A 20502-nucleotide genomic window follows, 5' to 3' on the forward strand; every position below is an offset into this window, starting at 1 on the left:
CAGCCAAAGGCAGAGCCTAAGTAATTGATCCGGCAAGGTCAAGGACCGAACCGGCGCGTTCGGCACTTACCAGCGGAGCAACACCGCGCCCCAGGTGAAGCCTCCACCCATCGCCTCGAGAAGCACCAGATCGCCCTTCTTGATGCGGCCGTCGGCGACGGCCACCGCGAGAGCCAGCGGCACCGAGGCAGCCGAGGTGTTACCGTGTAAATCGACGGTGACCACAACTTTCTCCTCGGCTATCCCGAGCTTCCTGGCGGAAGCGTCAATAATCCGTTTATTGGCCTGATGCGGCACGAACCAGTCGAGGTCCTGCGCCGTTATGCCGGCCTCGCCGAAGGTCGCCTCGATGACATCGGTGATCATGCCGACGGCATGCTTGAACACCTCACGGCCTTCCATCCTGAGATGACCGACGGTTCCCGTCGTCGAAGGCCCGCCATCGACGAAGAGCTTGTCCTTATGCGCGCCATCGGAGCGTAGGCTCGCCGCCAGCACGCCGCGGTCGGTGATCGCGCCGTCTTGGGCTTCGAGAACGAGCGCCCCGGCGCCGTCGCCGAACAGCACGCAGGTCGAGCGGTCGTTCCAGTCGAGGATGCGCGAGAACGTCTCCGAGCCGATCACCAGGACACGCTTGGCCAAGCCGCCACGGATATAAAGGTCGGCGGTGGCGACGGCATAGACGAAGCCAGAGCAGACGGCCTGCATGTCGAAGGCAAAGCCGTGATGCATGCCGAGCCTGTTCTGGATCTCGACGGCGGTCGCCGGGAATGTGTTGTTGGGCGTCGAAGTCGCCAGGATGATGAGGTCGATATCGGCTGGCGTCATGCCCGCGCTGTCGAGCGCTGCGCGCGCCGCCGCCTCGCCCAGCGAGGCCGTCGTCTCGTCATCGGCCGCGACATGACGCTGGCGGATGCCTGTGCGCTGGACGATCCACTCGTCGGAGGTCTCGACCATGCCTTCGAAGTCGGCATTCTTCATAATGCGGCGGGGCAGCGCGGCACCATTGCCGCGCACGACTGATCTGATCAAGGTCCGTTCCTATTCCTCGGCGTCGGCGGAGACGCCGGATTTCCTGTTTGCCTGGGCATTGGGATTGCGCGCATGGAACAGATCGAGGTCGGCCTCGATCCGGTCAAGCAGATTATTGCGCACCATGTCGTAGCCGAGCTCGATCGCCGCAGCGAAGCCATCCGAATCGGCGCCACCATGGCTCTTCACCACGATGCCGTTCAAGCCCAGGAAGACGCCGCCATTGGAGCGGCCGACATCCATCTTCTCGCGCAGCCGGTCGAAGGCGCCCTTGGCGAAGACATAGCCGATCTTGGCCATGAGCGTGCGGCTCATGGCGGCGCGAAGATAGCCGGCGATCTGCCTTGCCGTGCCCTCGGCGGTCTTAAGCGCGATATTGCCGGCAAAGCCCTCGGTGACCACCACGTCGACCGTGCCCTTGCCGATGTCGTCGCCTTCGACGAAGCCGCGGTAATTCATCGAGGCCATGTTGGCCTCGCGCAGCATGCGGCCAGCCTCCTTGACCTCTTCCTGGCCCTTGATCTCCTCGACGCCGACATTGAGCAGGCCGACGCTCGGCCGCTCGATGCCGAACACCGAGCGCGCCATGCCGGTGCCCAGAATGGCGAAATCGATCAGCTGATGCGCGTCGGCACCGATGGTGGCGCCTACATCGAGCACGACGCTTTCGCCGCGCGTCGTCGGCCAGAGCGCCGCGATCGCGGGGCGATCGATGGTGGCCATGGTGCGCAGGCAGAATTTCGACATCGCCATCAGCGCGCCGGTGTTGCCGGCCGAGATGCAGGCCTGCGCGGCGCCGCTCTTCACCGCCTCCACGGCCTTCCACATCGACGACTTCCAGCGGCCGTGGCGCAGAGCCTGGCTCGGCTTGTCGTCCATGCGCACGGCGATCTCGCAATGGACGAACTCGCTCACTTCGGCGAGTTTCGGGAACTTGGCGAGCTCGGGACGCACCACGTCCTCGCGGCCATAGATGACGAAGCGGATGTCAGGGCGGCGGATGACGACCGTCATCAGCGCCGGGATGACCACGCTTGGTCCGTGATCGCCGCCCATGGCATCGATGGAAATCCTGATCACTCGGTGTTTTTCTCACGGTTTGCCTGGCTAGCGGCGGACGCCTGCCAAGGTAAGGGGGCTCGCGAAGGTTCGGCGAAAATAGCGGTTTTGCGCCTGCGCACAACCAACTTTTCCAAAATCCGGACCACTCTCAGGATTTTCCGAGCAACGAACGCAGCTTTTTCTGGAATTCGCTTTCCTCGGCCTGATCGTCGCCGGCGACGTCGAGCGAGGCTCCCGGCTTGCGCGGATAGGGGTCGATCGCCAGGCCGAAGAACTGTTCGGCCAGCGCACCGACGTCGATCGTGTCGCCGGAGAATGTTTCCGGACTGTCCGGTCCATCGGCGTCGAGAATAATCTCGCCGCCGCCCTCGAAGCCCTCGCGTCCAAGCTTCGACTGCTCGGGCAGGAACAGCGCCTCGACCGGCTCGTCTATATGTGCGCTTACCGGCTCCAGGGTGACGATGCAGGCCTGCGTGATGTCGGCCTCGACACGACCGGTAACCTTGACGCCGTTGCGCTTCCACGAAGCAACAAGCAATTCGGCACGGTAGCTTTCGACCGAAAGCAGCTCATATTCGGCTGCAAGTGCTTCGCGCTGGCGCTGATCGGCCTCGACCAGGATCGGCAGGCCCTTTTGCGGCAGCCGCGCGACATTGGCGACAAAGGATACCGGGCTGCGCAATTCAGCGTCTTTCATGCTGGCCTCCTTCAAGCGGCCCCGGCGGCCGGGAATGCGACCGTGCCGGCGGCGATCGATTCGGTCGGCTGCGCGGCGAGCTTCTGGCTGGCATCGCAGACATAATCCGCCAGCAGCGACGCCTGCGGCCAGGGGCCCGCGTCCGGCCTGACATTGCGCGCAAGCGCCGCCGCAAGCGCCGACCGGTCGTTTTCTCGGAGGGCATCATCATAGGCGGTCGTGCGGCCGTAAAACATCCTTGCCAGCTTCTTCATGCGCTTGGGCACGCCGACATCGCTGATTCCAAGTTCGCGCAGCGAATGATCGACATCGAGGAAGAACTCGTCGATCAGCACTTGCGCGACCTCGGCCGCCACGCCTCGCTCGCCATGCAGACGGTGCTGGACGAGATAGATATGCAGCGACAGCATCTCGAAGCGGCCGAGCGGCGTATCCGGCACATTCCAGTCCGAATAAAACACCGTTTGCCGCGCCGCCGCCACGATTTGTGCGTAGAGCGCGTCGGTGATAGCGCGGTTGGCATTGCGTTCGCGGCCAAAAAGGCGCTGGAACATTGAGGGCGGTCTCCCGGGGACCTGTTGTTTGATTTGGCCTTGTTGCATCGGCATGCAAGCTGGTTTACCGGTTTTGCGGCCCAGCGCAAGTTGCGGGGATGTGATGGAGAATTGTTGTTGGGTGCGCTGAAATTCAAGTCGTTTCTTGCGCCCGCCCCGGTGGGCGTGGCTTCACTGCTGATGGTCGTATCAGCGCTTTCCGCCTGCAATTCATCTAAGATGTTCGGCGATCTCCATCCAAGCGAGACGCTGACGAAAGGCTACGTCATCGACCAGCAGGCCATCGATTCGGTACCGGTCGGATCGAGCCGTGAACAGGTGCTGCTGGCGCTGGGCACGCCGTCGACGACGGCGACCTTCGACAACGAGGCCTTCTACTATATCTCGCAGACGCGCAAGCGCTACGTCGCCTTCGACAACCCGCACATCATCGACCAGCATGTGCTGGCGGTCTATTTCGGCGCTGACGGCCGCGTGACCCAGATCGCCAATTACGGCCTCAAGGATGGCAAGATCTTCGACTTCATCTCCAGGACGACACCGACCGGCGGCAAGGACCAGAACTTCCTCACCCAGGTCATCAACGGCGCCAGCAAGCTGGCGCCCGGCATCCCCGGCGGCGGCAGCGGCACGCCTTAAGTCTATCGACGAACCGCGGAACAATCAAAACCCGCCACCTCGCCGGCGGGTTTTGTGTATGTGCGGCCCGACGCCCTTGCTTATGTTCCGGCGTCCCCCTATCAATTCGCCGGGATTGGGGACCGGTCATGAGCAACAGCGATCGTACTGTGCCGCAAGGCTGGATGGCGACAGGCACGCCAGACCGGCAGACCGCGACACCCGACTGGCTCGTCGTGGGATGCGCCGACAATCCAGGGCGTCGCGCTCAAGGAAATCCGGCCTGTCGCGACTTCGACCGGCTACCTCACTGAAGTCTTTCGCGAGGAATGGGATCTGGACGGGCTTCCAGTCGGACAGGTGTTTCAACGCACGCTTTATCCCGGCGCGGTGACGGGGTGGCATGCCCATGGCGTCACAACCGACCGGCTTTTTTGCTCGGTGGGCAGCGTTCGCATCTCACTGTTCGACGGTCGCAAGGCCTCGCCGACATTCGGCGCGGTCTGGCACAAGATCGTCGGCGCGGTCAGGCCTGCCATCGTCGTCATTCCGCCCGGCGTCTGGCACGGAGTCGTCGCGCTCGGACCGGACATTGCTTTGGTGCTCAATCTGGTCGACAAGGCCTACGCCTATGACGCGCCCGATCACTGGCGGCTACCGCCCGATACCGAACAGATCCCCTACAAGCTGGCATAGCGTGGAACAGGCCGGCCAGCGCCCGCCGACAGGGCGGATCGAACCGCTTGTCTCGGTCATCATCGCGACGCACAACCGCCCCGCGGTACTGCGCCAGACGCTGAAGAGCCTCATGGGCCAGACCCTGCGGGACTGGGAAGCCATCGTCGTCGGCGACGCGTGCCGGCCGGACACCGCGACAACGGTCGCCGCTTTCGGCGACGGCCGCATATCCTATATCGATCTTCCGGTGAATTTCGGCGAACAGTCGGGGCCCAACAATATCGGCTTTGCCAGAGCACGCGGCCGTTTTGTTGCGATCTTGAATCATGACGACCTCTGGTTTCCCGACCATCTGGCATCCGTGAGCGGCTGGATCGACGCCACCGCTGCCGATGTAGTGATCGCCCGCGGCGCGGTCATCGAGTCGGCCGCGAGCAAGGGTTCCAGGCATATGATCCTCGGGATGGGGCGGGACGGCTTCTATGACCCAGTCACCACGGTCGGATTTGGCTCCGCGCAAATGATCCGGCGCACGTCGCTGCCAAGGCTTGGACCATGGCGCCCGGCCAGCCAGTGCGTTTGCGAGAGTTCCCAGGACTGGCTGTTCCGTGCCTGGCGCAAGGGTGCGGTGATCGCGACAATGCCGCATCTGACCGTGCTCATGCTGCATTCGGGCAAGCGCGAAGGCAGCTATGCGCGTGATACGGCGCAGGAGCAGGAAGAACTGATGGACGCGATGAGCTCGCCGGACGCTTTGCGCGCCAGGATTCTTGGCAACGCCGAGGAACCTGCTCCCCTCAAGCGTTCCCGCTACCTTAAACGCAGGCTCCTGGCGATGCTTGGCATACATCCGCGGGCGCGTTCCTTCCGCCGCCAGCATCGCCGAGGCGCCTTCATTGCCATGCTGCGCCAGACACGCGGCTTGCCGCCAATGCCCGAGCGAGAGCCGAACATCGACGCGTTGCTGGCCCGCTATCGCCATGGCACCGAAAGGCCCGAAGCCAACTGAGTGCCCGCCGGGAAGGCGGCACGCATGGTGTCATGTGAAAAAAAAGCCCGCGGGATCGCTCCCGCGGGCTTTATCCTGGAATAGCTGCCGCGATCAGCCGTGCGCGAGCACGGCGAGAAGAAGCAGCGCGACGATGTTGGTGATCTTGATCGCCGGATTTACGGCCGGGCCGGCGGTGTCCTTGTAGGGGTCGCCGACGGTGTCGCCGGTGACCGAGGCCTTGTGCGCCTCGGAACCCTTCAGGTGTTTGACGCCGTCCTTGTCGGTGAAGCCGTCCTCGAACGACTTCTTGGCGTTGTCCCAGGCGCCGCCGCCGGAGGTCATCGAGATGGCGACGAAGAGGCCGTTGACGATCACGCCGAGCAGCGAGGCGCCGAGCGCGGCGAAGGCCGAGGCCTTCGAGCCCGAGATCAGCAGCACGCCGAAATAGACGACGAGCGGCGCCAGCACCGGCAGCAGCGACGGGATGATCATCTCCCGGATCGCCGCCCTGGTCAGGATGTCGACGGCGCGCGCATAGTTCGGCTTCGAGGTGCCGGCCATGATGCCCTTGTCCTCGCGGAACTGCTTGCGCACTTCCTCGACGATCGAGCCGGCGGCGCGACCGACGGCGGTCATGGCGATGCCGCCGAACAGATAGGGGATCAGGCCGCCGAAGATCAGGCCGGCGACGACATAGGGGTTGGAGAGGTCGAAGGAGACGTCGCCCATGCCCTGGAAGTAGGGGTACTTGTCGCCATTGGCGGCAAAGAACCGGAGGTCGTTCGAGTAGGCCGCGAACAACACCAGCGCGCCGAGACCAGCGGAACCTATGGCATAGCCCTTGGTCACCGCCTTGGTGGTATTGCCGACAGCGTCGAGCGCGTCGGTGGAGTGGCGCACTTCCTTGGGCAGGCCGGCCATTTCGGCAATGCCGCCGGCATTGTCTGTGACCGGGCCGAAGGCGTCGAGCGCCACGATCATGCCGGCAAGGCCAAGCATGGTGGTGACGGCGATCGCCGTGCCGAACAGGCCACCTAGTTGGTAGGTCGCGATGATGCCGCCGACGATGACGATGGCCGGCAGCGCGGTCGATTCCAGCGAGACCGCGAGGCCCTGGATGACATTAGTGCCGTGACCGGTCACCGACGCCTGGGCGATCGAATTCACCGGACGCTTGTTGGTGCCGGTGTAGTATTCGGTGATCACCACGATCAAACCGGTCACCAGCAGACCGATGAGGCCGCAGATGAACAGGTTCTTGCCGGTGATGCCGATGCCGGCAACGGTGCCGACCTCGCCCCAGCCGACCGTGGCGGAGGTCGCGGCGGCAAGACCGACGATCGACAGCAGGCCGGTGACGATCAGGCCCTTGTAGAGCGCGCCCATGATCGAGCCGTTGGAGCCGAGCTTGACGAAGAAGGTGCCGACGATCGAGGTCAGGATGCAGGCGCCGCAGATGGCGAGCGGATAGAGCATGGCCGCGCCCAGCGCCGCCGTGCCGCCGAAGAAGATGGCGGCCAGAACCATGGTGGCGACGACGGTCACCGCATAGGTCTCGAAAAGGTCCGCGGCCATGCCCGCGCAGTCGCCGACATTGTCGCCGACATTGTCGGCGATGGTGGCAGGGTTGCGCGGATCGTCTTCGGGAATGCCGGCCTCGACCTTGCCGACGAGGTCGCCGCCGACATCCGCACCCTTGGTAAAGATGCCGCCGCCGAGACGGGCGAAGATCGAGATCAGCGATGCGCCAAAGCCGAGCGAAACTAGCGAGTCAATGACGACGCGGTCGTTCGGTTGCAGGCCCATCGGGCCGGTGAGGATGGCGTAGTAGATCGAGACGCCGAGCAGCGCCAGGCCCGCGACCAGCAGGCCGGTGATGGCGCCGGATTTGAAGGCGATGTCGAGGCCGGCGGCGAGGCTGTTGGAGGCGGCCTGCGCGGTTCGAACATTGGCGCGTACCGAGACATGCATGCCGATGAAGCCGGCGGTGCCCGAAAGCACGGCGCCGATCAGGAAGCCGATAGCGGAGGTGATCGAGAGCAGCCACCAGGCAAGCAGGAGCACGACGATGCCGACCACGGCGATGGTGGTGTACTGGCGCGCCAGATAGGCCTGGGCGCCTTCGCGGATGGCGGCGGAGATTTCCTGCATGCGCTGATTGCCCTGATCGGACGCAAGGACCGAACGTGTCGCCCAGATGGCGTACAGAACTGACAGCAAGCCGCAGGCGATGACGGCGGTAATAATGGTCATTGCCGGATTTTCCTCGATTGTTGGCCCAAAAGAACCCCTCCCTGGGCCGTTGGAACGGAGACGGATGCCGCGCTTGGAATCCACCTCTTGGTTGGGGTATGCGAAACAAGGCTTGGAACGTCAAGATATTGTTCGGTTTTTGCCCGGCTTTCGCCCAAAAGAAGAAGGCGGGAATCGTTGTGCCAGCGCGAGCCTGGAATTAGATCGATTGAAATGACGTTGGGTCCGGCTGCTCAGGATCGGTCCGTGGCGAGGTTGGCGGCTGACGGATCGGCGCTTTGCAAATGCTCAATGCCAAGCATATCTTCCGGGTGGACAGGAGTTGATCAATGAAGTTCAAAGCTATCGTGCACGAAGCGGAAGAAGGTGGATTCTGGGCCGAGGTTCCCGCCATTCCGGGATGCGCAACCGAAGGAGAAACCCTGGACGAACTCATGGCAAATCTGCGTGAGGCAATTGAAGGCTGCCTTTCGGTAGATCTGCCGTCTTCGGTCACTTCAGTTCCCGGCAAGGTGGTGGAAATCGCAGTTTGAAATCCATTTCGGGCAAGGATCTGGCCAGGGCCATTGAGCGGCGAGGCTGGCAACTTCTGCGAATAGCAGGCAGCCATCATATTTATGGAAAAGAGGGAAGCATTGTGCGTCTCTCTATCCCGATACATGGCAACAAGCCCCTCAAGACGGGTCTCGTGCGCCATCTTCTGAAGATGGCGGAAATCAGCGAAACAGATGTCTGAACATCTCTACTCTGCCCCCTGCCCCATCCGCCGCGCGGCGTAGCGCTCTATGGCCGACAGACCGTCATAGATCAGCACCGCAAGCGCGGCGACGATGAGACCGCCCTGCAGCACGAAGGCAAGGTTATTCGAGATCAGGCCGGCGATGATCACCTCGCCCAGGGTCTTGGCTGCAACCGTTGAGCCGATCGTCGCGGTGGCGAGGCTGATGACGACCGACAGCCGGATGCCGCCCAGAATAACAGGGGCGCTGAGCGGCAACTCGACCTTCATCAGCCTTTGCCAGCCGGTCATGCCGGCCCCGCGCGCCGCTTCCATCACATTGCCCGACAGCGTGGTCAGCGCGGTCAGCGCATTCTCGAAGATCGGCAGCAGCCCATAGAGGAAGAGCGCGATCAGCGTCGGCTTCTCGCCGAAGCCGACGGCCGGTACCGCAAGCGCCAGCACGGCAACCGGCGGAAAGGTCTGGCCGATATTGACCAGGCTGCGCGACAAGGGCAGGAACTCGGCGCCTGCCGGCCTGGTGACCAGGATGGCTAAAGCCACCGCGACAATCGTTGCCGCGACCGTCGCGACCAGGACGGTCCGCAGGTGCTGCAGGGTCAGCGTCAGCAGGCTGCCCTGGTTGTAGATCGCCGGCGCGCCATTCTCGGTCAGGGGTTTCAACAGCGGCTCGAACCAGCCCGGGCTGATGATGAAGACCACCAGCAGCGCCAGGACAGCCAGCCTCAGCAGCGCGGGCAGCCAGGCTTTCATTGCGGCCTCGCCGCGCGTTTCACCAGGCCCTCGACGGTGACGCGGCCAATGAGCCTGCCGTCCGCGCCTTTTACCGGCAGCGCGGGCCGCCCCGACCACAGAAGCTCGGCAAGCGCGTCGCGCTGCGTGGCCTCACCGGGGATCGCTTCGCCTTCCGCGCCGCCCGGCTCCACCGCATCGCGCACAGGCCCGAGCGACAGCAGCCGGAACGGCCTTTCGCTGGCGCCGACCAATGTCTCGACGAAGCCGCTCGCCGGCCTGGCCAGAATCTCCGCCGGTTTGGCATATTGCACCAGCTTGCCGGCATCCATGACGGCGATCTTGTCGCCCAGATGCACCGCCTCTTCCATGTCGTGGGTGACGAGGATGATGGTGGTGCCGAAACGCTTCTGGATCGCCAGCAGATCCTCCTGCGCCTTGGTGCGGATGATCGGGTCCAACGCGCCGAAGGGCTCGTCCATCAAAAGCACGTTTGGCTCGGCGGCCAGAGCGCGGGCCACGCCGACACGCTGCTGCTGGCCGCCGGAAAGCTCGTGCGGGTAACGCGGGCCGTAGGCCTGTGGATCGAGCTGGTAAAGCGTCATCAGCTCGTCGACACGCGCCTTGATCCGATCCCTGTCCCAGCCGAGCAGCAGCGGCACAGTGGCGATGTTCTGCGCCACCGTGCGATGCGGAAACAGTCCATGGCCCTGAATGGCGTAGCCGATGCTGCGGCGCAGCTGATAGCCAGGCACCGAGCGGTTGTCGGCGCCGTCGAGCTTGATGACGCCGGAGGTCGGCTCGACCAGCCGGTTGATCATCCTGAGCAGCGTCGTCTTGCCGGATCCCGACGTGCCGACAATGGTGGCGATGGTGCGCGGCTCAATGACCATCGAAACATTGTCGACCACCGTCGTCTCGTCATAGCGCTTGATGATGCCCTCGATCTCGATCATGCCGTTTCAACTACCCTGCGCTTGGTGGCGGTCATCTCGATGACCGCGTCGAGGATGATGGCCGCCGCAAAGGCCAATGCCACGGTGGGCAGCGCGCCGAGCAGCACCAGATCCATCGCGGTCTGGCCGACGCCCTGGAAAACGAACACGCCGAAGCCGCCGCCGCCAATCAGCGCGGCAATGGTGGCAAGGCCGATATTCTGCACCAGCACGATGCGGATGCCGGTCAGGATCACCGGAAAGGCGAGCGGGAACTCGACATCGAAAAGGCGCTGGCGATCGGTCATGCCCATGCCGCGCGCGGCGTCGTTGGCCGCGCGGGGCACACCAGCCAGCCCGACCACCGTGTTGGCCACCACCGGCAACAGCGAATAGAGGAAGAGCGCGACAAAGGCGGGCGCGGTGCCGATGCCCCTGATGCCGATCGCGGCGGCCCCCGGCACGTGGACGGCGACCCAGCCGAGCGGCGCGATCAGCAGGCCAAACAGCGCTATGGAGGGAATGGTCTGGATGATGTTGAGCACGTTCAGCACCCCCGCCCGCAGCTTCTCGACGCGATGGCAAAGGATGCCGAGCGGTATGCCGACGATCACCGCGCCAGCCAGCGAGCCAAGCGCCAGGCTAACGTGCTTGGAAGCCTCGGCCCAGAAACTGTCGGCGCGGCTGGCATATTCCTTGAGGATGGAGAGGGTGTCCCAGCTTCCCGAGACGAGCAGCACGGCAATGGCGAGCGCGGCAAGGACGAGCACGCCGACGCGCGACCAGGGCGACAGGTTCAGCCTGGTCAGCACATCGGCCAACAGCAGGGTGAAGGCAAAGATCAGCAGCCAGAAACCGGAGGCGGGCGCGACGCGGGCAAAGGTGTTTCCGGCAGGCGTCAGGAAACCGCCGGCGGTGCCGATCAGGACCGATAGCGCGACCAGCGCGACGACGCTGACCGCCAGCCTGAGGATCAGCGGCGTCTTAAGCAAGGCGACGATGGCGGCGACGATCACCATAGCCAGCAGCACCATGCCAAGCGCGGGCGGCAGCGCTTCGAGGATCGAACGCGCCTGGCCTGGCACAATGCGGTTGGCGCGGAACGTCGCAAAGGGGGCCGCCAACGCAGCGTAGGCGACGATCGCGGCAATGACGACGCCGAGCTTGTCGAAGCGGATGGTCACGATCGCCCCCCAATCGGCGGCGCGCCGCAGCACGGCGCGCCGAGCTCACCTCACTTCAAGAACCCGTTCTTCTTCAGAAAATCCTCCGCCACGCCCTTGGCAGGCTCGCCACCCAGTTGGACGCGGCCATTGAGCTCCTGCAGGGTGACGAGATCGAGCTTGGCGAAGACCGGCTTCAGCAGCGCCTCGATTCCGGGATGCTGCTTAAGGACCTCTTCGCGGATGATCGGTGCCGGCTGGTAGACCGGCTGCACACCCTTGTCGTCCTCGAGCACGACGAGGCCGGAGGGCTGGATGCCGCCGTCGGTGCCATAGACCATGGCGGCGTTGGCGCCGTTGGTCTGGTTGGCGGCGGCAGCGATGGTTGCCGCGGTGTCTCCGCCGGAGAGGGTGATCAACTGGTCCGGCTTCAGCATGAACCCGTAGGTCGTCTGGAAGGCGGGGAGCGCCGCCGCCGAATTCACGAACTCGGCGGAAGCCGCGAGCACCACCTTGCCGCCGCCGGCGACATACTTGCCGAAGTCCGACAAGGTGGCGAGCTTGTTCTCGTCAGCCACTTCCTTGCGCAGCGCGATCGCCCAGGTGTTGTTGGCCGGCGACGGCGACAGCCACACGATCTTGTTGGCATCGTAGTCGAGCTTCTTGGCGGTCTCGTAGCCCTTGGCGGCGTCCTTCCAGACCGGATCGTCGGCCTTCTGGAAGAAGAAGGCGGCATTACCCGTATATTCTGGATAGATGTCGATCTCGCCAGCGGTGATCGCCTTACGCACCACGGGCGTCGCGCCGAGCTGGATGCGGTCGGTGGTCTTGATGTTGTTGGCGTTGAGCACGAGCTGGATGATGTTGCTCAGCACGCCGCCTTCGGTGTCGATCTTGGAAGACACCACCACCTGGGCATTCGCCGATGCCGTCGCAATACCAAGCGCCATCGCCGCGAAAGCGAGCTTTCTAGCTGAAAACATTGTGAAAATCCCTTGCTATAAGCCGTTCAGTCGGTGGTCGCATATGAGCACAGCTTCAACGGCCGGTCGGGGCATACGGTTTCATAACTAGGGGAATACACGCAATAATTTTGTTCGGCCAGACGAAGGCACGGCCGCACCCCGCCATGGCTATGCCGACCTAAGGTCGGCTGGCGGCCTGCCCTGTTCTGGGGGATATTAGGGAAAGGCGGGTCGGCGGCCAAAACAGGGAGTGGGTCATGGCCAAGCATAAAGTCGGCTACCTCATCGGCAGCCTTGCCAAGGGCTCCATCAACCGCAAGCTTGCGAAGGCCCTCGTGAAACTGGCGCCGCCCGAACTTGAGATGACGGAAATCCCCTTCAAGGACCTGCCGCTCTACAGCTACGACTATGATGCCGACTTTCCGCCGGTCGCCCTGGAGTTCAAGAAGGCCATCGCGTCCGTCCAGGCAGTGCTTTTCGTCACGCCGGAATACAACCGCTCGATCCCCGGCGGCCTGAAGAACGCAATCGACTGGGCGAGCAGGCCCTACGGCAAGAACTCTTTCGCCCGCAAACCGACTGCCGTCATCGGAACCTCGCCAGGCGCGATCGCGACAGCCGTCGCCCAGCAGAGCCTGCGCAGCGTGCTCAGCTTCTGCAACGCACCCCAGATGAACTCTCCCGAAGCCTATATCCAGTTTACCCCGGGATTGATCACCGACGACGGCGAGGTGACTGTGGCGTCAACCGAAACATTCCTGCGCAATTACATGGACGAGTTCCACATGTTCATAGCGCGGGTGCTGCAGGTGCTCCCGCCTGATGCATGACGCCGGCCGTTTCGGACTTGTCGCCGGAACGGCCTCGGCACCTTCCTCAGCGTTCGCGGGAGCCTACCATCCTCAACGTGCCGAGCGCGACAAAGCAAAGCGCGACGACCGGGAAGACGACCCAGTTGAGCATCGTCCAGCCCCATGCGTTGTAGATCGCGCCTGACATGAGCGAGGAGAAGGCGACGGAGCCGAACAGGACGAAGTCGTGGAAACCCTGCACCTTGCTTTTCTCGGAGGGGCGGTAGCTGGCCGCGACCATGGCCGTTGCGCCGATGAAGCCGAAGTTCCAGCCAAGCCCGAGCAGGATCAGCGCGGTCCAGAATTGCCACAGATGCAGTCCGGAAAGCGCCACCGTGGCGCAGCCGATCAGGAGCACGAGGCCAGTGGCCAGGATGCGTTCGGCGCCGAAGCGATGGATCAGCGAGCCGGTGAAGAAGCTCGGCCCGAACATGGCCATGACGTGCCAGGAAATGCCCAGCGTCGCATCGTCTTCCGACAGGCCGCAGCCGACCATGGCGAGCGGCGCGCCGGTCATGACGAAGCTCATCAGCGCGTAGCTGCCGACGGTGCAGAAAAGTGCTGCGACGAAACGCGGCTGGGTGACGATTTCAGCCAGCGGCCGGCCATCGCTTGCAGCGGTTTCGGTGACGGTGTTGGTCGTTGAAGACACACGCAGGAACGACAGGATAAGCGCGCCAACCGCCGCAAGCGGCAGGATCGAAGCGAAGGATCCCGCGAACATAACTGGGGCCAGCAGTTCGCGGGTGTAAATGACGATCTGCGGTCCAAGGATGGCGGTGACGATGCCGCCCGCTAGCACAAAGGAGATGGCGCGCGCCTTGAATTGCGGCGGCGCGTTGTCGGCGGCCGCGAAGCGAAACTGCTGCACGAAGGCGCCGCCGACGCCGATCACGCAAAGGCCGAAGGCAAACAGCCAAAAGCTCGCCTGGAAGAGCGCGAGGGTCGCGATCAGGGCGCCGAGCGCGGTGACCACGGTGCCGGTCATGAAGCCGCCGCGATAGCCGAGGCTGCGGATGATGGCGGCGGCCGGCAAGGCTCCGAGCGCCACGCCGAGATTGAAGCCGGTGATCGGCGCCGTCGCGAGAGACTTGTCGGGACCGAGCAGGTATTGCCCGGCCAGCGCGCCGAGCGATATGGCGATCGGAGCGGCCGAACCGACGATCGCCTGCGCGGCGGCAAGCAGGACGGCTGTGCGGCGCCCTTCCCTGCCGGTCGCGGCGACCGCGGCCGTTGCGGTCGTCACGAAGCGTCCTTGCCGCGCCCCTCACCGCGAACCCGGCGCGAGACGCGATCGAGAACGGCATTCACCAGCTTGGGTTCGTCTTCCTCGTAAAAAGCTTTTGCGATGTCGACATATTCGGACACGATCACGGCCACCGGCACGTCTTCGCGCTTCATCAATTCGTAGACGCCGGCGCGCAGGATAGCGCGCAGCGTCGAATCCAGCCGCGACAGCGGCCAATCCTCGGTCAGCGCCTGGCGGATGACCGGGTCAATGGTCTTCTGGTTCTCGACGACGCCGGTCAGGATGGCGCGGAACCATTGCGCGTCCGCCTCGCGGTAGAGCGCGCCATCGACTTCCTTGCCGAGGCGGAAGGCCTCATATTCGGCCGTGATCTCGAAGACGCCGCTGCCGGCCACATCCATCTGATAAAGCGCCTGAACGGCAGCAAGGCGGGCGGCGCCGCGCTTGTTGGCGTGACGTACCGCTCCGGTCGAGGCAGGCTCGGTCACGATTGGGCTCCGAATTTCTCTTTGAACGCGATCATGGTCAGCGCCGCGCGCGCGGCGAAGCCACCCTTGTCGCCCTCGGTCTTCTTCGCGCGCGTCCATGCCTGCGCGTCGTTCTCGGTGGTCAGGATACCGTTGCCTATCGCGATCGCTTCCTGCACCGCAAGGTCCATCAGCGCGCGGCTCGATTCATTGGCGACGATGTCGAAATGATAGGTGTCGCCGCGGATGATGGTGCCGAGCGCGACAAAGCCGTCATAATGCGTGCCGCCTTCGGCGGCGCCATCGAGCGCGAAGGTGATGACGGCCGGTATCTCCAGCGAACCGGGAACGGTCACGACGTCATAGGTGGCGCCGGCATCATCGAGCGCGGCTGTCGCGCCTTCCAGAAGCGCGTCGGCCAGATCGTCGTGAAAACGCGCTTCGACAATGAGCAGATGCGCCTTCGCCTTCGGGCGAATGAACGCTTTGCCGTGTTGGGATGTGCCTGCCATAAAAGTCTCCGGGGGGTTGCCGGTGACTTATGCCGAAGCGGGGTTGATCGCAAGCGGAAGATTGTTGCAGTCAGACGCCAGTAGCCTGGCGATAGCGACGCACCGTATCCCTCAGACGATCGTTCGCCGGCCGCGGATTGGTCAGCGCTTCAATGAATACCTTGCGATCGTTGACCGGCAGATTGAGGCCGTCGCGTCCTCGACGTGGAGCTTTTCCCGCCAAGCGGAGCCAATCTCGTCTTTGGTCATCACAGCCCTTCCTTCCCCGCCTCCGCCAAGCGCGCGGCGTAGCGGGCCATGGTGTCGATCTCGATGTTGACGCGGTCGCCGGCCTGGCGCTCGCCCCAAGTGGTGACGCTCAGCGAGTGATGGATGAGAAGAACATCGAAGCGGGTGCCCTGGACCTTGTTGACGGTGAGCGATGTGCCGTCGAGTGCGACCGAACCCTTCGGCGCGATGAACTTCGCCAGATGGCGCGGCGCCTCCAGCGTGAAGCGCACGGCGTCGCCCTCCTCCTTGCGCTCGACGATCTCGGCGGTGCCGTCGACATGGCCGGAGACGATGTGGCCGCCGAGCTCGTCGCCGACCTTCAGCGCCCGTTCGAGATTGATCCGGGTGCCGGATTTCCAGCTCGACGCGGTGGTCAGCCTCAACGCTTCCTCCCAAGCCTCGACCTCGAACCAGCGCGCGTTCGAGCCATGTTCGGGGAGCGCCGTGACGGTGAGGCAGACGCCGCCGCAGGAGATCGATGCGCCGATGGCGATGGTCTCCGGATCGTAGGCCGTGTCGATGCGCAGCCCGACGCCTTCGGCGAGCGGCTTCACAGCGGCTACCGTGCCAACGTCGGTCACAATTCCCGTAAACATCAGAGAGCTTCTTTCGTTTTGACCTGATCTGATCCAAAAACCGGTTTCCACTTTTTGGGATCATGGTCTTACCCACTCGGCGTAGCTGTCCTCGCCGAAGCGCATGTCGCGCAGTTTGCGAAATCCGGCCGGGATATGGTCGGCGTCGATCGGCGATGCAATACCGTCTTCGCCAATGGCGTCCGGCCCCTGGAACAGCACGATACGGTCGACAAGGTCTTCCTCGAGGAAGGCCTTGGCCACCTTGGCGCCGCCTTCGACCAAAACGCTTGCCATGCCGAGCGCGGCAAGGTCTTCCAGCAATTCCGGCAGGGCGACGACGCCCTCATGGGTTTCGGTGCCGATGAAGCGCACGCCGGCGCGTTCGAGCGCGGCCCGCCGGTGCGGGTCGGCTTCGAGGCACGAGGCGACATAGAGCGGAACGCGGTCGACGCCGGACACCAGCTTGGATGTCTCCGGCAACCGGATCTGCCGATCGAGGATGATGCGCGCCGGCGAGCGGTTCTCCAGCCCCGGCAGGCGCACGGTCAGCGCCGGGTCGTCCTCGAGCGCGGTGCCGATGCCGACCAGGATGGCGTCGGACTCCGCGCGCATCAGATAGACATCGCGCCGCGCGATCTCGCCGGTGATGGCGACCTGGCCGGCGCCCTTGCGGCCGATCTTGCCGTCGCTCGAAAGCGCAAGCTTCAGAGTTACTTCCGGACGCTTCTTGAGAGAACGAGTGAGATAGCCGGCCATCTGCTCGGCGGCCTCGGCTGCCAGCACCTTCTCCACCACCTCGACACCGGCGGCGCGCAGGATGGCGTAGCCTTTGCCGGAGACGCGCGGATCGGGATCGCTGGCAGCGCCAACGACACGCGCGATGCCGGCATTGACCAGCGCGTTGGCGCAAGGCGGCGTGCGGCCGTGATGGGCGCAAGGCTCCAATGTCACATAAGCGGTGGCGCCTCGGGCCAGTTCACCGGCCTCGGCGAGCGCTTCTGTCTCGGCATGCGGGCGGCCGCCCACGGCGGTCACGCCGGTGCCGACGATCATCGGACCGGCGCCGTCGTCGCGCACGATGATGGTGCCGACGGAAGGATTGGTCGAGGTGCGGCCGGCATTGCGGCGCGACAGCCTGATGGCCGCGGCCATGAAACGGCGATCAAGGGCCGCCTGCGCGGCCTCGTCCAGTCGCGGTCCTGCCATGATCAGCCGGCGTCCTCTTCGGTCTTTTCCTCGTCGCCCTTCAACTCGCCCAGCAGCTCGTGAAAATCCCTGGCCTCGCGGAAATTGCGATAGACCGAGGCGAAGCGCACATAGGCGACGTCATCCAGCGACTTCAGCGCCTCCATGACCAGGCGGCCGACCTCGCCTGAAGCGATCTCGGTCTCGCCCGAGCTTTCGAGCTGGCGCACGATGCCGGTGACCGCGCGGTCGATGCGCTCGGGGTCGACATTGCGCTTGCGCACGGCGATCTCGACGGAGCGCAGCAGCTTGTCGCGGTCGAAAGGCACCTTGCGGCCGGACTTCTTGACGACGACGAGGTCGCGCAGCTGGACGCGCTCGAAGGTGGTGAAGCGGCCGCCGCAATCCGGGCACACCCGCCGCCTGCGGATCGCCGCGCCATCCTCGGCGGGACGCGAATCCTTCACCTGCGTATCTTCGGACTGGCAATAGGGGCAGCGCATGGAGAGCCTTGGGTTCGCGATTCTGTGGGCGACAGGCTTAGAGCCTTTTATGCCTCAGAGATAGCGATGCATAAGCAAGATTGCCAGCGGCTTACCCCGCCGGCCGACAGTGTCAGGGCGCGACATCCTTGGTCGAAAACCCGCAGGAGGTGCCGAGATTGCGATAGGCCTTGGTGAAGCCGTCCATCGGGATGCTGGTGACCTGCTGCTTGCCGAAGGTCACGTCGAGCGACGTCACCTTGCGCATGGCGCGCAGCAAAGCAAGGCTGGTCTTGGCCTGGTTGTCGACCATCCAGCTCGGACGGCCGCCCGCGGCCGCGTTGGAGCTTACGGTCGCGGCGACCTTCACGCCGGGGTCGCCGAAAGTCGCGGCGATCTTGTCGCCCGTCGGCAGGGTCTTGTTGTCGATGATGAACATGATGGCCGGATAGGCATCCGGCGGCAGCGCGTCGCCGGTCGAGATCGACAGGGTCAGGGAGCCGGCGTTGCCGTCGCCATCGACGAAAGCCGTCGAGGCGGCGCAGGTTTTGTGTGCGTCCTGTCCGGTATCGAGCGTATCGATGATGGTGGTCCACCTGCCGAAGGTTTTGGTGGCCGGCATGTCGGAGGCGGACTGCGTCTGCTCCTGAGCAATTGCGCCGGTCAGGGCGAAGGCGGTCAGCGAGCCTGACAAGGCCAAGGCGACAAGGTGGAAAGTGCGCATCATCAAGTCTCCGGTAAGCGCGCCGCCCGATCAGGGAGCGGCGCGAAGCGCGAGGATAAAAGATGACGCGCGGCGCCCGGTCAACCGAGGGCTAACAGCCGGCGGAAGGATCAACCGAGGTAGGGGTAGAGCGGGAAGCGGTCGGTCAGCGCCGTGACCTTGGCCTTCACCGCGGCCTCGACCGCTGCATTGCCTTCGTCGGAATTCGCCACCTTCAGCCCGTCCAGCACCTCGGCGATCAGCTTGCCGATCTCGCGGAATTCGGCCTGGCCGAAGCCGCGCGTTGTGCCGGCCGGCGTGCCGAGGCGCACGCCCGAGGTGACGAACGGCTTTTCCGGATCGAACGGGATCCCGTTCTTGTTGCAGGTGATGTTGGCGCGGCCGAGGGCCGCCTCCGCGCGCTTGCCGGTGGCGTTCTTCGGACGAAGATCGACCAGCATCAAATGGTTGTCGGTACCGCCCGATACGATGTCGAGGCCGGTCTCCTGTAGGCTGGACGCAAGCGCCTTGGCGTTGGCGACGACGCTCTCCGCATAAGCCTTGAAGCTCGGCTTCAGCGCTTCGCCGAGCGCCACCGCCTTGGCGGCGATGACATGCATCAGCGGACCGCCCTGCAAGCCCGGGAACACCGCCGAGTTCATCTTCTTGGCGATTTCCTCGTCGTTGCACAGGATCATGCCGCCGCGCGGGCCGCGCAGGGATTTGTGGGTCGTCGTGGTCACGACATGGGCATAAGGCAGCGGCGACGGGTGCACGCCGCCGGCGACGAGCCCGGCGATATGCGCCATGTCGACCATGAGATAAGCGCCGATCGAATCGGCGATCTCGCGGAAACGCTTCCAGTCCCAGATGCGCGAATAGGCGGTGCCGCCGGCCAGGATCAGCTTCGGCTTGGTCTCATGCGCGGCCCTCTCGATCGCGTCCATGTCTAGGAGGTGATCATCCTTGCGCACGCCGTAGGAGACGACCTTGAACCACTTGCCGCTCATGTTGACCGGCGAGCCGTGGGTGAGATGGCCGCCCGAATTCAGGTCGAGCCCCATGAAGGTGTCGCCGGGCTGGAGCAGCGCCAGGAACACCGCCTGGTTCATCTGGCTGCCCGAATTCGGCTGGACATTGGCGAAGTTGCAGCCGAACAGCTTTTTCGCGCGCTCGATGGCCAGTTCCTCGGCCACGTCGACAAACTGGCAGCCGCCATAGTAGCGCTTGCCCGGATAGCCCTCGGCATATTTGTTGGTCATGATCGAGCCCTGCGCTTCGAGCACGGCGCGCGACACGATGTTTTCCGACGCGATCAGCTCGATCTCATGGCGCTGGCGACCGAGCTCGTTGCGGATGGCGCCGAAGATTTCCGGATCGGCGTCGGCAAGCGTGGTCTCGAAGAAGGATTCGAATTTGCTGGAGGCTGCCGCTGCATTTGACATGGCTTGCTTTCCCTTGGGGCCGGAGGTCTGCGAGGTCGCCGCGCATTAACACAGTTGTTTTCGGGCCGCCACGTTTGCGGCGCGAAATTTGCTAGCCGGTTTGCGCCAAGACAAAGCCGCCTGGTTCTAATCCCGCGGTTCCCGGCCCTTGAGGATCGCTTCGGAGAAGGTGATCTCGGTCAACAGCTTGCGCGCCGTGTGGTAGTTGATGTCACCGCGGCGCAGCATGGCCTGCAGTTCGGCGCGCTCGGCCTCGATGCCGGCCAGCCTGACTCCGAGCTCGATCCGGCCGGATTCGCGGGCCTCGGCGCGCAGCGTTCGAAGCGGCCACAGAAGATTTT

General features: G+C 64.3%; 24 protein-coding genes. 7 read left to right on the forward strand and 17 right to left on the reverse strand.

From position 1 onward, the window contains the following. Positions 1-66 precede the first annotated feature (66 nt). From EJ072_RS32625 to EJ072_RS32640, 4 genes are all read right to left on the reverse strand, one after another. On the reverse strand, positions 67-1032 hold the full coding sequence (locus EJ072_RS32625) for a beta-ketoacyl-ACP synthase III (RefSeq protein ID WP_126082925.1): 966 nt from the start codon (positions 1030-1032) through the stop codon (positions 67-69). A gap of 9 nt (positions 1033-1041) precedes the next feature. After that, a complete protein-coding gene (plsX, locus tag EJ072_RS32630; protein WP_042640146.1) occupies positions 1042-2112 on the reverse strand; it encodes a phosphate acyltransferase PlsX in 1071 nt (356 codons plus the stop codon). A 130-nt stretch (positions 2113-2242) separates the two neighbouring features. Then, on the reverse strand, positions 2243-2791 hold the full coding sequence (locus tag EJ072_RS32635) for a DUF177 domain-containing protein (RefSeq protein ID WP_126082926.1): 549 nt from the start codon (positions 2789-2791) through the stop codon (positions 2243-2245). 11 nt (positions 2792-2802) lie between these two features. After that, a complete protein-coding gene (locus EJ072_RS32640) occupies positions 2803-3345 on the reverse strand; it encodes a ubiquinol-cytochrome C chaperone family protein (RefSeq protein ID WP_126082927.1) in 543 nt (180 codons plus the stop codon). 117 nt (positions 3346-3462) lie between these two features. Here EJ072_RS32640 and EJ072_RS32645 point away from each other — a divergent pair, with 117 nt between their 5' ends. The 4 genes from EJ072_RS32645 (at position 3463) to EJ072_RS32655 (ending at position 5650) form a co-directional block, all read left to right on the forward strand. After that, the gene (locus EJ072_RS32645) at positions 3463-3984 is read left to right on the forward strand and encodes an outer membrane protein assembly factor BamE (RefSeq protein ID WP_126082928.1); all 522 of its coding nucleotides are present in this window, start codon (positions 3463-3465) and stop codon (positions 3982-3984) included. Positions 3985-4112: 128 nt separating this feature from the next. After that, entirely contained in the window at positions 4113-4277 is a 165-nt protein-coding gene (locus EJ072_RS37140; protein ID WP_245467069.1) for a hypothetical protein, read from the forward strand. Continuing rightward, positions 4240-4659 carry a dTDP-4-dehydrorhamnose 3,5-epimerase family protein gene (locus tag EJ072_RS32650; protein WP_245467391.1) on the forward strand — a complete coding sequence of 140 codons (420 nt, stop codon included), beginning with the start codon at positions 4240-4242 and terminating at the stop codon, positions 4657-4659. The genes EJ072_RS37140 and EJ072_RS32650 overlap by 38 nt, the downstream gene beginning before the upstream one ends. A 1-nt stretch (position 4660) precedes the next feature. Then, the gene (locus tag EJ072_RS32655; RefSeq protein ID WP_126082929.1) at positions 4661-5650 is read left to right on the forward strand and encodes a glycosyltransferase family 2 protein; all 990 of its coding nucleotides are present in this window, start codon (positions 4661-4663) and stop codon (positions 5648-5650) included. Positions 5651-5743: 93 nt separating this feature from the next. On the opposite strand, the gene EJ072_RS32660 is transcribed toward EJ072_RS32655, so the two are convergent. Then, positions 5744-7885, reverse strand: a complete 2142-nt coding sequence (locus EJ072_RS32660; protein WP_126082930.1) for a sodium-translocating pyrophosphatase — start codon at positions 7883-7885, stop codon at positions 5744-5746. 329 nt (positions 7886-8214) lie between these two features. Here EJ072_RS32660 and EJ072_RS32665 point away from each other — a divergent pair, with 329 nt between their 5' ends. Both EJ072_RS32665 and EJ072_RS32670 read left to right on the forward strand, forming a co-directional pair. Beyond that, positions 8215-8418 (forward strand): type II toxin-antitoxin system HicB family antitoxin, encoded by a 204-nt coding sequence (locus tag EJ072_RS32665; RefSeq protein WP_095818392.1) that lies wholly within the window; start codon positions 8215-8217, stop codon positions 8416-8418. Next, positions 8415-8621 (forward strand): type II toxin-antitoxin system HicA family toxin, encoded by a 207-nt coding sequence (locus EJ072_RS32670; RefSeq protein ID WP_126082931.1) that lies wholly within the window; start codon positions 8415-8417, stop codon positions 8619-8621. Before EJ072_RS32665 ends, EJ072_RS32670 begins: the two co-directional genes overlap by 4 nt. A 6-nt stretch (positions 8622-8627) precedes the next feature. On the opposite strand, the gene EJ072_RS32675 is transcribed toward EJ072_RS32670, so the two are convergent. Genes EJ072_RS32675 through EJ072_RS32690 form a run of 4 tightly spaced genes read right to left on the reverse strand, consistent with a single transcriptional unit; the run spans position 8628 to position 12404 of the window. Continuing rightward, positions 8628-9377 (reverse strand): ABC transporter permease, encoded by a 750-nt coding sequence (locus EJ072_RS32675; protein WP_126082932.1) that lies wholly within the window; start codon positions 9375-9377, stop codon positions 8628-8630. Next, positions 9374-10312: an ABC transporter ATP-binding protein gene (locus tag EJ072_RS32680; protein WP_126082933.1), complete on the reverse strand. Its 939-nt coding sequence runs from the start codon at positions 10310-10312 to the stop codon at positions 9374-9376. The genes EJ072_RS32675 and EJ072_RS32680 overlap by 4 nt, the downstream gene beginning before the upstream one ends. Further along, positions 10309-11475 (reverse strand): ABC transporter permease, encoded by a 1167-nt coding sequence (locus EJ072_RS32685; RefSeq protein WP_126082934.1) that lies wholly within the window; start codon positions 11473-11475, stop codon positions 10309-10311. Before EJ072_RS32685 ends, EJ072_RS32680 begins: the two co-directional genes overlap by 4 nt. A gap of 50 nt (positions 11476-11525) precedes the next feature. Then, complete coding sequence (locus tag EJ072_RS32690; RefSeq protein WP_348526378.1) at positions 11526-12404, reverse strand: ABC transporter substrate-binding protein; 879 nt, start codon at positions 12402-12404, stop codon at positions 11526-11528. Positions 12405-12676: 272 nt separating this feature from the next. On the opposite strand from EJ072_RS32690, the gene EJ072_RS32695 reads away from it, so the two are divergent. Then, positions 12677-13249: an NADPH-dependent FMN reductase gene (locus EJ072_RS32695; protein ID WP_126082936.1), complete on the forward strand. Its 573-nt coding sequence runs from the start codon at positions 12677-12679 to the stop codon at positions 13247-13249. 46 nt (positions 13250-13295) lie between these two features. Here the strand turns inward: EJ072_RS32695 and EJ072_RS32700 are convergent, their stop codons facing one another. The 8 genes from EJ072_RS32700 to glyA form a co-directional block, all read right to left on the reverse strand. After that, positions 13296-14516, reverse strand: a complete 1221-nt coding sequence (locus EJ072_RS32700) for an MFS transporter (protein WP_126082937.1) — start codon at positions 14514-14516, stop codon at positions 13296-13298. Then, positions 14513-15007 carry a transcription antitermination factor NusB gene (gene nusB / locus EJ072_RS32705; protein WP_040999924.1) on the reverse strand — a complete coding sequence of 165 codons (495 nt, stop codon included), beginning with the start codon at positions 15005-15007 and terminating at the stop codon, positions 14513-14515. The genes EJ072_RS32700 and nusB overlap by 4 nt, the downstream gene beginning before the upstream one ends. After that, positions 15004-15498: a 6,7-dimethyl-8-ribityllumazine synthase gene (gene ribH, locus EJ072_RS32710; protein ID WP_126082938.1), complete on the reverse strand. Its 495-nt coding sequence runs from the start codon at positions 15496-15498 to the stop codon at positions 15004-15006. The genes nusB and ribH overlap by 4 nt, the downstream gene beginning before the upstream one ends. Before the next feature lie 248 nt (positions 15499-15746). Further along, positions 15747-16364, reverse strand: coding sequence for a riboflavin synthase (locus EJ072_RS32720; RefSeq protein WP_126082940.1), 618 nt, complete (start codon positions 16362-16364; stop codon positions 15747-15749). Positions 16365-16424: 60 nt separating this feature from the next. Next, positions 16425-17552 (reverse strand): bifunctional diaminohydroxyphosphoribosylaminopyrimidine deaminase/5-amino-6-(5-phosphoribosylamino)uracil reductase RibD, encoded by a 1128-nt coding sequence (ribD, locus tag EJ072_RS32725; RefSeq protein WP_189343147.1) that lies wholly within the window; start codon positions 17550-17552, stop codon positions 16425-16427. Between the two features lie 2 nt (positions 17553-17554). Further along, a complete protein-coding gene (gene nrdR / locus EJ072_RS32730) occupies positions 17555-18034 on the reverse strand; it encodes a transcriptional regulator NrdR (RefSeq protein WP_126082941.1) in 480 nt (159 codons plus the stop codon). Between the two features lie 112 nt (positions 18035-18146). Then, complete coding sequence (locus EJ072_RS32735) at positions 18147-18740, reverse strand: hypothetical protein (RefSeq protein ID WP_245463292.1); 594 nt, start codon at positions 18738-18740, stop codon at positions 18147-18149. 107 nt (positions 18741-18847) lie between these two features. After that, positions 18848-20161, reverse strand: a complete 1314-nt coding sequence (gene glyA / locus EJ072_RS32740) for a serine hydroxymethyltransferase (protein ID WP_126082942.1) — start codon at positions 20159-20161, stop codon at positions 18848-18850. Between the last annotated feature and the right edge of the window lie 341 nt (positions 20162-20502).

Origin of the sequence: Mesorhizobium sp. M2A.F.Ca.ET.046.03.2.1 (assembly GCF_003952425.1) — a bacterium.
GTDB lineage: Bacteria > Pseudomonadota > Alphaproteobacteria > Rhizobiales > Rhizobiaceae > Mesorhizobium.